12 protein-coding genes and 1 riboswitch are annotated in these 12,230 nt (G+C 71.0%); of the genes, 6 read left to right on the forward strand and 6 right to left on the reverse strand.

Annotated features, from left to right (window positions below; genetic code table 11):
- Positions 1-407 precede the first annotated feature (407 nt).
- Both AB0H53_RS03910 and AB0H53_RS03915 read left to right on the forward strand, forming a co-directional pair.
- Positions 408-1,490, forward strand: a complete 1,083-nt coding sequence (locus tag AB0H53_RS03910; RefSeq protein ID WP_362106694.1) for a metallophosphoesterase — start codon at positions 408-410, stop codon at positions 1,488-1,490.
- Between the two features lie 148 nt (positions 1,491-1,638).
- Complete coding sequence (locus tag AB0H53_RS03915; protein WP_362106697.1) at positions 1,639-2,463, forward strand: hypothetical protein; 825 nt, start codon at positions 1,639-1,641, stop codon at positions 2,461-2,463.
- 77 nt (positions 2,464-2,540) lie between these two features.
- Here the strand turns inward: AB0H53_RS03915 and thiC are convergent, their stop codons facing one another.
- Positions 2,541-4,334 (reverse strand): phosphomethylpyrimidine synthase ThiC, encoded by a 1,794-nt coding sequence (gene thiC, locus AB0H53_RS03920; RefSeq protein WP_362106700.1) that lies wholly within the window; start codon positions 4,332-4,334, stop codon positions 2,541-2,543.
- A riboswitch (TPP riboswitch) is annotated at positions 4,328-4,461 on the reverse strand. Its footprint overlaps the gene before it by 7 nt.
- 70 nt (positions 4,462-4,531) lie before the next feature.
- Here thiC and AB0H53_RS03925 point away from each other — a divergent pair.
- Positions 4,532-5,857, forward strand: coding sequence for a YibE/F family protein (locus AB0H53_RS03925; RefSeq protein WP_362106703.1), 1,326 nt, complete (start codon positions 4,532-4,534; stop codon positions 5,855-5,857).
- A 193-nt stretch (positions 5,858-6,050) separates the two neighbouring features.
- Here the strand turns inward: AB0H53_RS03925 and AB0H53_RS03930 are convergent, their stop codons facing one another.
- From AB0H53_RS03930 to AB0H53_RS03945, 4 genes are all read right to left on the reverse strand, one after another.
- Positions 6,051-6,473: an SsgA family sporulation/cell division regulator gene (locus AB0H53_RS03930; RefSeq protein WP_362106706.1), complete on the reverse strand. Its 423-nt coding sequence runs from the start codon at positions 6,471-6,473 to the stop codon at positions 6,051-6,053.
- A 99-nt stretch (positions 6,474-6,572) separates the two neighbouring features.
- A complete protein-coding gene (locus tag AB0H53_RS03935; RefSeq protein ID WP_362106709.1) occupies positions 6,573-7,343 on the reverse strand; it encodes a helix-turn-helix domain-containing protein in 771 nt (256 codons plus the stop codon).
- Positions 7,344-7,522: 179 nt separating this feature from the next.
- Positions 7,523-7,735 (reverse strand): DUF5326 family protein, encoded by a 213-nt coding sequence (locus tag AB0H53_RS03940; protein ID WP_362107218.1) that lies wholly within the window; start codon positions 7,733-7,735, stop codon positions 7,523-7,525.
- Between the two features lie 150 nt (positions 7,736-7,885).
- Complete coding sequence (locus AB0H53_RS03945) at positions 7,886-8,203, reverse strand: cupin domain-containing protein (protein ID WP_362106712.1); 318 nt, start codon at positions 8,201-8,203, stop codon at positions 7,886-7,888.
- Between the two features lie 52 nt (positions 8,204-8,255).
- On the opposite strand from AB0H53_RS03945, the gene AB0H53_RS03950 reads away from it, so the two are divergent.
- Genes AB0H53_RS03950 through AB0H53_RS03960 form a run of 3 tightly spaced genes read left to right on the forward strand, consistent with a single transcriptional unit; the run spans position 8,256 to position 10,301 of the window.
- Positions 8,256-8,636, forward strand: coding sequence for a phage holin family protein (locus AB0H53_RS03950; protein ID WP_362106715.1), 381 nt, complete (start codon positions 8,256-8,258; stop codon positions 8,634-8,636).
- A gap of 8 nt (positions 8,637-8,644) precedes the next feature.
- Complete coding sequence (locus tag AB0H53_RS03955) at positions 8,645-9,784, forward strand: cystathionine gamma-lyase (RefSeq protein WP_362106718.1); 1,140 nt, start codon at positions 8,645-8,647, stop codon at positions 9,782-9,784.
- Positions 9,785-9,821: 37 nt separating this feature from the next.
- Positions 9,822-10,301 carry an NUDIX hydrolase gene (locus AB0H53_RS03960; RefSeq protein ID WP_362106721.1) on the forward strand — a complete coding sequence of 160 codons (480 nt, stop codon included), beginning with the start codon at positions 9,822-9,824 and terminating at the stop codon, positions 10,299-10,301.
- 14 nt (positions 10,302-10,315) lie between these two features.
- On the opposite strand, the gene AB0H53_RS03965 is transcribed toward AB0H53_RS03960, so the two are convergent.
- Complete coding sequence (locus AB0H53_RS03965; RefSeq protein WP_362106724.1) at positions 10,316-12,142, reverse strand: globin domain-containing protein; 1,827 nt, start codon at positions 12,140-12,142, stop codon at positions 10,316-10,318.
- Positions 12,143-12,230: the final 88 nt, after the last annotated feature.

The raw sequence follows: 12,230 nt of genomic DNA on the forward strand, positions 1-12,230 counted from the left end.
CGCCGGTGTGACCCGGCGGGCGCCCGCGGGTGTGGGCGGGGCCGGACCGCCGGCGCGGGGAGGGGGCCGGACCGCCGCCGGCGCGGGCCGGGGCCCGGGCGCCCGGCCGCCCCGGGCAGCGACGTGCCGTCCGGCGACACGGCCGGTCGCGGTTCCGGTGCCGCGGTGAGTGGGCGTGGTGGAGCGGGTGGGAGACACGGCGGGCGGCTGACCAGGGGTATGACCGGGGTCATACCTTGTCAATTGGGGCGAAACAACCGGCGAACCGGCGGTGCGGCCGGATTCACCACCCCTGGTGCGTCACACAGCACAACCCGCATTCCTATGATGGGCGCACGACACCGCGGGCTGCCCCGACCAGGCCGGTCCGCGAGGTGTAGGGCGTCGCGACGGTGGTGGAGGGGTCGATGACTCAGGGGGCCGGTCAGGGACCCGTGGTGCGGACGGCGACGTTGCGCGACTTCCGCGTACCGCCATACGCCCAGGTACCCGTACAGAACGATCTCGCGCACCCGGGCAATGCCTTCCCCGGCGGTGAGCCACCGGAGGGCTACACGCCCACCGAGCGGGACCTGCCGGTGATCAACCGGGGCGACACCGTGCAGGTGACCGTCGACCCCGCCGGGGCCGCGGCCCCGGCGCCGGTGACCGAACCGGCGCCCGAGAGCGGCCCCGGCCCGCTGTACGTGGTCGGTGACGTGCACGGTTACTTGGACGAACTGCTCGACGCCCTGCGCCGGCAGGGCCTCATCGACGCCGAGGGGCGCTGGGCCGCCGGCAACGCCCGCCTGTGGTTCCTCGGTGACTTCACCGACCGGGGCCCGGACGGCATCGGCGTCATCGACCTGGTGATGCGGCTGTCCGCCGAGGCGGCGGCGTCCGGCGGCTACTGCAAGGCCCTGATGGGCAACCACGAGCTGCTGCTGATCGGCGCGAAGCGCTTCGGGGACACCCCGGTCAACTCCGGCGCCGGTACCGCCACCTTCCAGGCGGCCTGGCTGCTCAACGGCGGCCAGAAGAGCGACATGGACCGCCTCCAGGACGTCCACCTGCAGTGGATGTCCCGGCTGGACGCGGTGGTCGAGGAGGACGGGCACCTGCTGCTGCACTCCGACACCACCGCCTACCTGGAGTACGGCTCCACCGCCGAGGACGTCAACGAGACGGTCCACGAGATCCTCACCCGCAATGACGCCGACGAGTGCTGGGACCTGTTCCGCAAGCTCACCAAGCGCTTCGCCTTCCGCGACGACTCGGGCCCCCAGGCGGTACGGGAGCTGCTGGCGGCCTACGGCGGACAGCGCGTCGTGCACGGCCACAGCCCCATCCCCTACCTGCTGGGCGAGGTCGGCTCCGAGGACGGTGAGGACAGCACCGGCCCCACGGTCGAGGGCCCGCACGTGTACGCGGACGGACTGGCCATCGCCATGGACGGCGGAGTGACCATGGCCGGAAAACTGTTGGTCGTTCAGCTCCCGTTGCCCACCTGACACCGAGTCCGACAGGCGATTTCCGGAAATCCTCTGTCAACCCCCGCCGTCGCCGCTCTACCATCGGCATATCCGTAGCAGGCTCTCCTCCGTTTCCGCCCAACTGCCCGGTCCACACGGGCGACCAGGCCCTACGGAGCATCGGGGGATGCACATGAACAGCGCTCCGCACCTGCTGGCCGAGGACCGCGCCGCGTACGAGCGCCTCGTCGACGAGGCGCTGCGCACCGCGCACGACCGTCCGGATCCGACCGGGCCCGGGCAGCGGCTCAACACCGAGCAGTTGCGCACCATGGCCCTGAACGCGTCGGCGCTGATCACCGCGGCCGCCACCGCGGAGTACGACCACTACGTGCGGGTCCGCGAGGAAGCCCGCGCACCCGTCGGCAGATCGAGGCCGGCCTCGGGGCCGTCCGCCATGGAGGACGAGCCGGAGGCGGGTATGGGCGCCGGGCTGGGCGCCATGGTCACCGTCCTGGCCCCGGTCCTCGCCGGCACATCGGCAGTGATCCTCCTGCTCGTCGGCGCCGTGCTCAAGATGCTCGATCCGCCGCCGTCGTTCGCGGATCCCCTGCTGACGGCCGGCTGGTTCTTCACCGCGGTGACGGTCGCGGGGCTCCTGGCCGCCGGGACCGGCCTGCTGCTCACAGCCCTGCGCAACAGGCCGACCCAGCTCTCCGCCGAGGAGCCGGCCGGCGAGCCGGCCGACGAGGTCTCCCGGGCCCGGGAGGCCTGGCGGCAGGCCCTGCTGGAGCGGGGCCTCCTGCCCTTCCTGCGGGAAGCGCTGGCCGGCCCCGTCCCCGCACCGGTCTCCGCTACGCCACCGCGCGCGGCCGGCCGCATCCCCAAGGTCGGGTACAGCGGCCCGGACTTCTCCAGCCCGAACGAGGGTGGCAGGAGTCCCCGGCCGACGTACAGCAGCCCGGACTTCTCCAGCCCGGACTTCGGCGGCCCCGGACACCGGCCGGACTGACCGGCCGGTGACGGGGCCGCCTGTTTCACGTGAAACAGGCGGCCACCCTCACCCCGGGCACGGCCTCGCCGGCAACGTCACTCGGCGAGCGGCAGATAGACCCGGTTCCCGGCGGCGGCGAACTCCTTGGACTTCTCCGCCATCCCGGCCTCGATCTCGTCCGACTTCAGCTCCGGTGCGAGATCGCCGCCGTGCTCCCGCCGGATGTCCTGCGAGATCTTCATCGAGCAGAACTTCGGACCGCACATGGAGCAGAAGTGCGCGGTCTTGGCCGGTTCGGCGGGAAGTGTCTCGTCGTGGAACTCCCGGGCGGTGTCCGGGTCGAGGGCCAGGTTGAACTGGTCCTCCCACCGGAACTCGAACCGGGCGTCCGACAGCGCGTCGTCCCACTCCTGTGCTCCCGGGTGCCCCTTGGCCAGGTCGGCCGCGTGCGCCGCGATCTTGTAGGTGATGACGCCGGTCTTCACATCGTCCCGGTTGGGCAGGCCCAGGTGCTCCTTGGGCGTGACGTAACAGAGCATGGCGGTGCCCCACCAGGCGATCATCGCCGCGCCGATACCGGAGGTGATGTGGTCGTAGGCCGGAGCCACATCGGTGGTCAGCGGGCCGAGGGTGTAGAACGGCGCCTCCTCGCAGATCTCCTGCTGGAGGTCGATGTTCTCCTTGATCTTGTGCATCGGGACATGCCCCGGGCCCTCGATCATCGTCTGTACGTTGTGCCGCTTGGCGATCCGGTTGAGCTCACCGAGCGTGCGCAGCTCGGCGAACTGCGCCTCGTCGTTGGCGTCCGCGATGGAGCCGGGCCGCAGTCCGTCACCGAGGGAGTACGTCACGTCGTACGCGGCGAGGATCTCGCAGAGCTCCTCGAAGTTCTCGTACAGGAACGACTCCCTGTGGTGCGCCAGGCACCACGCGGCCATGATCGAGCCACCGCGCGAGACGATGCCGGTCTTGCGGCGCGCGGTCAGCGGCACGTACCGCAGCAGCACCCCGGCGTGCACCGTCATGTAGTCGACGCCCTGTTCGGCCTGCTCGATGACGGTGTCCTTGTAGATCTCCCAGGTCAGTTCCTCGGCCTTGCCGTCGACCTTCTCCAGGGCCTGGTACAGCGGCACCGTCCCGATCGGGACGGGGGAGTTGCGCAGCACCCACTCACGGGTGGTGTGGATGTTGCGGCCGGTCGAGAGGTCCATGACCGTGTCCGCGCCCCAGCGCGTCGCCCAGGTCATCTTCTCCACCTCCTCCTCGATGGAGGAGGTGACAGCGGAGTTTCCGATGTTGGCGTTGACCTTCACCAGGAACCGCTTGCCGATGATCATCGGCTCGATCTCCGGGTGGTTGACATTGGCCGGGAGCACGGCCCGCCCGGCGGCGATCTCCTCCCGCACGACCTCGGGCGAGACGTTCTCGCGGATCGCGACGTACTCCATCTCCGGGGTGATCTCGCCCCGGCGGGCGTACGCGAGCTGTGTCACCGCCTGCCCGTCCCGGCCCCGGCGCGGCTGGCGCGGCCGTCCGGGGAACACCGCGTCGAGGTTGCGCAGCCCGCCGCGCGGCGAGGTGTGCTTGAGTCCGTCGTCCTCGGGGCGGACCGGGCGGCCGGCGTACTCCTCGGTGTCGCCCCGGCCGATGATCCAGTTCTCCCGCAGCGGCGGCAGACCCCGGCGTACATCGGTGTCGACGGCCGGGTCGGTGTACGGGCCCGAGGTGTCGTACAGCGTCACGTCCTTGCCATTGGTGAGGTGCACCTTGCGGACCGGCACCCGGATGTCGGGGCGGGAGCCCTCGACGTATCCCTTGTGCCATCCGATGGACTTCCCGGCCTCGTCGTTCTGGTTCGAGGCAGGCGTGCGTGCGTCCGATACGGTCATCGTGACCTACTCCCTACGCCGGCATTACCCGGTAACAGGTTCGGCGGTCGGCGCAGCTGCTTCCGTACGGATGTACGGAGGTCAGCGCCCTCTCAGCCCGGTGCTCCGAGCTCCCGCGTGTGCAAAGTGCCACCACGCTAGCGTCCTGGCGGCCACGCTGAACAGAGGCCCCCCGCCGTTCTTGCGATGATCGGTCGGTGACTTCCTCCCATCAGACCCCCGAGCCCGACGGACATCTCCACGCCCACAGCCACAGTCATGGGCCTGCCGCACCCGTCTCCCAGCACCTGCGCAAGGTGATCGCGGCGGTGCTGATCCCCTTCGCCACGGCGGTACTGGTCGGTCTCGCCGTCCTGTGGCCGGGCGGCGCACCGGCGCACGAGCGCACCGGCGTCGGCTTCGACCGGCAGACCGAGCAGGGCGAGGTCGTCCGCGTCGACAAGGTGGACTGCAAGGACGTGAACGCCGCCCAGGTCCCGCCCACCGGTGACACCACGACACCCCAGGGACGGGAGGCGGTCAACGCCCAGCAGGGCCTGTGCAAGAAGGCGACGGTCGAGGTCACCAGCGGCAAGGACAAGGGCCGCACCTTCATCGAGGTCGTCCAGCCGGACGCGCCCCGGCAGCTGTCCGAGGGGCAGGGCGTGGTGGTGGCGTACGCCCCCGACGCTCCCCGTGATCTCCAGTACTCGGTCACCGATGTCGACCGCAAGGTGCCGATGGGGCTGCTCGCGGCCGTCTTCGCGCTGGCGGTGGTGGCGGTCGGCCGGATGCGTGGGGTGATGGCGCTGGTGGCGCTCGCCGTGAGCTTCGCCGTCCTGACCCTCTTCATCCTGCCGGCCATCCTCCAGGGTTCCAATCCCCTGGTCGTGGCGGTCATCGGGGCCAGCGCCATCATGCTGATCGCGCTCTACAGCTGCCATGGCCTGACCGCCCGCACCTCGGTCGCGGTGCTCGGCACGCTGATCTCGCTGCTGCTGATCGGGCTGCTGGGCTCGCTCTTCATCGGCTGGGCGTCGCTGACCGGCAACACCGACGACAACACCGGGCTGATCCATGGCCTCTACCCCGACATCGACATGTCGGGACTGCTGCTGGCCGGTGTCATCATCGGTTCGCTCGGCGTGCTGGACGACGTGACGGTCACCCAGACCTCGGCGGTGTGGGAACTGCACCAGGCCGACCCGAAGATGGGACCGCGCGCCCTGTACCGGGCGGGGATCCGGATCGGCCGGGACCACATCGCCTCGGTGGTCAACACCCTGGTGCTGGCGTACGCGGGCGCGGCGCTTCCGCTGCTGCTGCTCTTCTCGATCGCCCAGAGCAGCGTGGGGACGGTGGCCAACAGCGAGCTGGTGGCGGAGGAGATCGTCCGGACCCTGGTCGGTTCGATCGGGCTGGTCGCCTCGGTGCCGGTGACCACGGCCCTGGCCGCCCTGGTGGTCTCCGCCGACCGGCCGTCGCCGGCCGGGGCCTCCGGTCCGGCGTCGCGCGGCGGCCGGGGCCGGCGCCGCAAGAAGTGACGGCCGGGGACGTTCCGCGGCCGAAGCCGCCGTGGCGGAGTGACCCTGCCCGAAGGGCTTCGATCCAGGGCTTCGATCCAGGGTCTTCGGTCGAGGCGTTTCGGTCGGAGGTCCTCGGTCGAGAGACGTCGTGGGCCAGGGGCTTCGGCCGCAGCACCCGGGGCGGAGGGGCCTGGGGAAGGGGCGGCGGGGATCAGCCGGCCAGGATCCGGCCGAGCGCCTCTTCCAGGCTGCACTCGAAGTCGCCCAGCGTGCACTCCTTGCCCAAGGGCACCAGTCTGTCGGTCCGGTCGAGGAAGGCCACCAGGGTGTGCGCTGTCGCGCGGAACAGCGCGCGTTCACCGGCGACCTGGAGGCGGATGCTGACGTCCGCGTGCTCCCCCTCACCGGACGGCGTGATGCGCACATCGCCCTCGCCACTGGGCGCTTGGATCCCGTCCGCCAGCAGCTCACGACCGAAGGTCCAGGTCACAGGGGCGTCGCCGGGCAGGTGGAACGTCATCCGGACCGCGAACGGATCCGCTGTCTCGTACCCCAGCTCGACCGGGATCCTGAAGGAGAGCTCCTCGGAGACGACGAAGCTCATCAGGATCTCGGCCTGAACCGACTCGCGCATCTTGTACCCCGCAGTAGATGAAAACGGCCAGGAATGATCCTCCTGGCCCTCTTGACGACATCGTCCTCGTCGCGCTAACAGATCACAAGGAGTGATTTTTCAGATACTGATAGAGAAAGCGAAGGAACTCACCAGGCAGCCGATCTCGGTACGCAGCCGGTCGATCGCCGGCCCCAGCCGTTCCTCCTGGTGCAGCGGCAGGGAGATGGCCATCGTGGCGGCGGCGGACCCGACCGTGATGGGCACCGCCGCACAGACGGTGCCCAGCGCGTACTCCTGCCGCTCGACCAGCGGCCGCATCCGCTCCACCGAGCCCAGCCGCTCCAGCAGCGCCCGGCGGTCCGGCACGGTGTACGGGGTGACGGGCCGCACCGGATGGCGGTCCAGGTAGTCCTGCCGGGACCTGTCGTCGAGCTGACTCAGCAGGCACTGGCCGATCGCGTGGGCATGTCCGGTCTCGCGGAAGTCGGCCCATTCATCGACGGCGGGGGCGGTGGGGGTGTCGGAGACGGCGACGACCTCGATCTCCCCCTCGCGGTAGAGCGCGAAGTAGACGGGCACGCCGATGGCGTCCCGCCAGCGCGCCAGCGAGTCCTCGATCTTGCTGCGACGATTCTGCACAGCTCCGACACCCATCAGCCGCCCAGCCGCGTCCCCCAGGACGAACACACCGCTCTCCCGCCGCAGATATCCCTCGTGCGCCAGGGTGCGCAGCAGGTGGTACGTGGTGGACAGCGGCAGCCCCGCCTCACGCGCGAGCTGCTTGGCCGGAGCGCCGTCGGCGTGCGAGCCCACCGCCTCCAGCAGTCTCAACGCCCGCTGCACGGAGCCAATCAGGGTCGGAGCGGTGGAGTGGGTAGCTGTGGCCAAAGGTCACCCCCAGGCGGTGACGCCCCCTCCAACAGTCGTACAGAACCGCTGGTGGGGCGTGTCGTCAGCCCTTGGCGGCAAGGGCGCGCGGAAGGTCTGCCACTCTAATGGCAGCCGCCATTCGGGGTGTGCTTTCCGTCGGGGGTTCCCCCGGCCGGGCTAACGGACGCCGGCGGGTGTCACCAGTCGCTCTTGGACGAGGACGCGCCGGTGAACTTCCGGACGACGTAGATGAGTCCGGCCACCAGCGCCACGAACACCAGAGCCTTGAACAGGAAACCGATCAGCGCACTGACGACCGATGCGATCAGGCCACCGAAGACCAGCACCGCGATCAGGGGTATGGCGACCCACTTGACCCACCACGGCAACCCCGCGAGAAGCTCCTTCACTGCCATCGTCCCTGCCTCGTCTCTGTGCGCCACGCCGGGCCTCGTCCATGGGTGAACGCCTTCGATGCTAGGGGCGCGGGGGTGGTCGGCGGGGGGCCCGCGGCCCTTGCTCTCCCCTGATCCGCCCCCTAGGGAAGCCCGGGCCCCCGGTCAGCTCTCCGGAGGAGAGAAGACCACCAGCACCCGCAGGTCCTCGGTGATGTGGTGGAACTTGTGCGCCACGCCCGCCGGTACGTACACCACGCTGCCCCGGCCCACCTGCGTCGTCTCCAGACCCACCGTGACCGACGCCCGGCCGCTGACCACGACGTACACCTCGTCCTCGTTGTGCGGCCGCTGGGGGTCGAGCTCACCGGCGTCGAGCGCGTACAGGCCCACCGACATGTTCCGCTCCCGCAGGAACTGCAGATACGCGCCGTCGTTGGCGGCCCGCTCGGCCTCCAGCTCGTCCAGTCGGAATGCCTTCATCGCCCGTCCCGCCCCTGCGCTTGGTCCGATCCCGTCTGCCACGATCAGACACATGATGAATTTCCTAGTCAAGACGATCGCGAACGCGGGCGCGCTCGCGGTGGCGATCTGGCTGATCGCCGGCATCACCCTGACCGGGGAGAGCACCGGCAAGAAGGCCCTCTCCCTGATTCTGGTGGCCCTCGTCTTCGGAGTGGTGAACTCCCTCGTCAAGCCGGTGGTGAAGCTCCTCACGCTGCCGCTGTTCATCCTCACCCTGGGCCTGTTCACGCTGGTCGTGAACGCGCTGATGCTGCTGCTGACCAGCTGGCTCGCCGACAGGCTCGATCTGAACTTCCACGTCGAGGGCTTCTGGACCGCCGTACTCGGCGCCCTGATAATCGCGGTCGTGTCCTGGGTGCTCGACCTCGTCCTCCCCGACGGCAAGGACTGATGCCGGTCATGGACGGAACGCCCCTCGGCGACGGCACCCGGGCGGTACGGGCCGGGCTGCCCGAGCCCCGCAAGTACGAGCCGACGCTTCCCGGCCCGGTGTTCGCCGCCCACTTCCACCTGCCCGGCGAGCCGACCGGCCCGTACACCTACGGACGGGACGAGAACCCCACGTGGACCCACCTGGAACGGGCCATCGGCGAACTGGAGGCACCGTCCTGGCCGGCCGGTCAGCACGAGCGGACCGTGGTCTTCGCCTCCGGGATGGCCGCCATCTCGGCCGTGCTGTTCTCGCAGCTCACGTCGGGCGACGCGGTCGTCCTGCCGTCCGACGGCTACCAGGCGCTGCCACTGCTGCGTGAACGGCTCGAGGCGTACGGGGTCGAGGTGCGCACCGCGCCGACCGGCGGCGACGCCCAGCTGTCCGTCCTGGACGGCGCCCGGCTGCTGTGGATCGAGACCCCCTCCAACCCAGGTCTCGACGTGTGCGACATCCGGCGGCTGGTCGCACAGGCGCACCGGGGCGGCACGCTGGTGGCGGTCGACAACACGCTCGCCACCCCGCTCGGACAGCGTCCGCTGGAGCTGGGCGCGGACTTCTCCGTCGCCAGCGACACCAAGGGCATGACCGGGCACGGCGACATCCTGCTGGGCCACGTCAGCTGCCGGGACCCGGAGCGGGCGGCGGCGGTACGGCGCTGGCGCAAGGTCGTGGGGGCCATCCCGGGGCCGATGGAGGCATGGCTCGCCCACCGGTCCCTGGCCACGCTCCAGCTCCGCGTCGAACGGCAGTGCGCCAACGCCCTGCTGCTCGCCGAGGCACTGGGCGGGCGCGAGGACGTGACCGGGCTGCGCTACCCGGGGCTGCCCGACGACCCGTCGCACCCGGTGGCCGCCCGGCAGATGCGGCGTTTCGGGTCGGTCGTCTCGTTCGTGCTGCCGGACCGGGCCCGGGCGGACCGCTTCCTGGACGCGCTGCGACTGGTGGACGACGCGACCAGCTTCGGCGGAGTGCGGTCCACGGCGGAACGCCGGGGCCGGTGGGGTGGTGACGCGGTGCCGGAGGGCTTCATCCGGTTCTCCGTCGGGGCCGAGGACCCCGAGGACCTGGTCGCGGATGTGCTGCGCGCGCTGGAGGAAGCCCGATAGGCGTTTCAGGAGGGGCACGGCGGGCCATTTTCAAGCCATGACCGAACGCCCGGTGGTCAAGCGCACCGCCCGTGCCATCCTGCTCGACGGCGACGACCTGATCCTGATCAAGCGTACGAAGCCCGGGGTCGACCCGTACTGGGTCACTCCCGGCGGCGGCGTAGAGCCGGAGGACGCGACGGTCGTCCACGCGCTGCACCGGGAGGTCTCCGAGGAGCTCGGCGCCAAGATCACCGATGTGGTGCCCTGTTTCGTGGACACCGTCGAGCACATCGTGGACGGCGGTGTCTCGGGCGTGAAGGTGCAGCACTTCTTCGTCTGCCGGCTGGAGTCCATGGACCCCTCCCGGCGGCACGGCCCGGAGGTCGACGAACCGCAGGGCGAGTACGAGATCGTACGGGTGCCCTTCAGCCGGGTCGGCATCGCCGCCGTGCACCTCGTACCGCTCTCGCTGCGGCACTACCTGGACGGCAACATCGAGGGCGTACGGGCGATGCACGCACCCGATCTGGGCTGACGGCCGCCGCCCGGCTAGTCGGCCGCGGCGACCAGTTCCTCCAGGGAGTCGTGCCGGATCCGCTCGAACGGCATCCCCACGCCCCGCAGCGCGTCGACGCCGCTGCGGATCATGCCGGGCGGCCCGGACAGGTACGCGTCGTACTCGTTCCACGGGCCGTACTCGCGCACCACGTCCGGCAGTGTCCTGCCGTCGATGACGGCCCGCACCTCCAGCCACGGATGCGACTGCTGGAGCCGCAGCATGGTGTCGATGTCGTACAGGTCGTGATCGGTGCGGGCGCCGTAGAAGACCTCGACGGGGCGCCGCGCGCCGTGCTCGGCGACATCCTCGACCAGCGCCTTGATGGGCGCGATCCCGGTGCCGCCCCCGAGGCAGAGCAGGCCGTTGTCGGTGGTGTGGTCCACGGTCATCGACCCGGCCGGGGGGCCCAGGCGCAGGACGTCGCCGGGGCGGGCGTGGTGGACCAGCGCGTTGGAGACCCAGCCGGCAGGCACCGCCTTGACGTGGAAGGACAGCAGACCGTCGGAGCGGGGCGCGGAGGCGAAGGAGTAGTGCCGCCAGATCCGCGGCCACCAGGGCGTCTCCAGGCTGGTGTACTGGCCGGCCAGGAAGGGGTACGGCTGGTCGGGGCGGACGGTGATGACCGCGATGTCGGGTGTGCGCAGGTCGTGCGAGACGACCTCGGCGTTCCACCAGGCCGGGGCGTGCCGCTCGTTCTCGGCCGCCGCGTCGATCATGATTTGGGAGATGGTGGTGTACGTGCGGACCCACGCCGCCTCGGTCTCGTCGTTCCACGTGTTGGCGGCGTACCGGCTCAGTGAGCCGATGAGTGCCTCGCCGACGGCCGGATAGTGGGCCGCCTCGGTGCCGTACTTGCGGTGGCCACGCCCCAGGTGCTGGAGGTAGTCGGTCAGCACGGCGGGATCGTCCATGTGCTCGGCGGCGGTCAGCAGCGCCTTGAGCAGCCGGTCGCGCTGGCTGTCCATGGCGGCGGGGAAGAGGGCGCGCAGCTCCGGGTGGCGGACGAAGAGCAGGGCGTAGAAGTACGCGGTGACCTTGTCGGACACCGGGTCGATCTCGGCGAGGGTGCGCCGGACGAGCATCGCGTCGGGCGACCCGGGCCTGACACCGGGCCGCGGTTGCGCGCCGGCCGGCTCCTGGGGCGGCGCCGTGGTGCCCGGGCGGGGCACCGCGGAGCGGGGGGCGTCCGCGTCGTGCGGGGCCCGGGGCTCCCGGCGCGGGGCGGTCGGCGGTACGGAGGTGTTCCGGTGCTCGAAGACCGGTTGCCGGTCGCCAGCTGCCCCGGGGACGGGAGGCCGTACGGGCCAGGGCTCGACGGGTGACGGTTCCGGGTCGTGGTCCACGGGGCTGTGTGCCCCGCCGTCTCGGTCGGTCCGGACGGGGCCGGCCCCACCGCGGTCGTCCTGGGCCGGCTCGTCCTGGATCCGCTCGCCCTGGGCCCGCTCATCGGCGGAAACCGGACCGGGGTGCTCCCCGTCGGGGTCGGCGGGTCCGGCGACCGGCTCGGTGACGGGCTCCGCAGCCGTCGCCGTGGCCGTTGACGCAGGCGGACCGGCGGGGGTTCCGGCGGGGGCGCCCGGGGCCGCGGGCTCGGGGTCACGAGCCGTCCCGGCACCCACCAGGCGCAGGGCCGTGAGAGGGCGACGCGGGCCGGTTATTCGGTCCTCGTCGCGTGCCGCCTCCTCGGCGGGACGGTGAGCGGCGTCAGCGGCCGTGGCTCTGGCCGTGACGGGCTTGCGCGGCGTGAACCAGCCGCCACCCCCGCCGCTGTCGCCGGAGGTGCCGTTGTCGGCCGACGTGGTGGTCGGAGCGTCCATAGAGTGCCTCGCCTCGAACATCTTTCGGTCGGTCGGTCTGCGCACTTCCGTCGACGCGGAAGGTACCTCAATCCCCGCTCTGCCTCGT

This window comes from Streptomyces sp. NPDC050856, assembly GCF_040653855.1.
Lineage (GTDB): Bacteria > Actinomycetota > Actinomycetes > Streptomycetales > Streptomycetaceae > Streptomyces.

Bases quoted from the DNA above. Each gene is read 5' to 3' on its own strand.
- AB0H53_RS03910 (WP_362106694.1), top strand. From the start codon at position 408: ATGACTCAGGGGGCCGGTCAGGGACCCGTGGTGCGGACGGCGACGTTG.
- AB0H53_RS03915 (WP_362106697.1), top strand. From the start codon at position 1,639: ATGCACATGAACAGCGCTCCGCACCTGCTGGCCGAGGACCGCGCCGCG.
- thiC (WP_362106700.1), bottom strand. From the start codon at position 4,334: ATGACCGTATCGGACGCACGCACGCCTGCCTCGAACCAGAACGACGAG.
- AB0H53_RS03930 (WP_362106706.1), bottom strand. From the start codon at position 6,473: ATGCGCGAGTCGGTTCAGGCCGAGATCCTGATGAGCTTCGTCGTCTCC.
- AB0H53_RS03945 (WP_362106712.1), bottom strand. From the start codon at position 8,203: ATGAAGGCATTCCGACTGGACGAGCTGGAGGCCGAGCGGGCCGCCAAC.
- AB0H53_RS03950 (WP_362106715.1), top strand. From the start codon at position 8,256: ATGATGAATTTCCTAGTCAAGACGATCGCGAACGCGGGCGCGCTCGCG.
- AB0H53_RS03955 (WP_362106718.1), top strand. From the start codon at position 8,645: ATGGACGGAACGCCCCTCGGCGACGGCACCCGGGCGGTACGGGCCGGG.
- AB0H53_RS03960 (WP_362106721.1), top strand. From the start codon at position 9,822: ATGACCGAACGCCCGGTGGTCAAGCGCACCGCCCGTGCCATCCTGCTC.
- AB0H53_RS03965 (WP_362106724.1), bottom strand. From the start codon at position 12,142: ATGGACGCTCCGACCACCACGTCGGCCGACAACGGCACCTCCGGCGAC.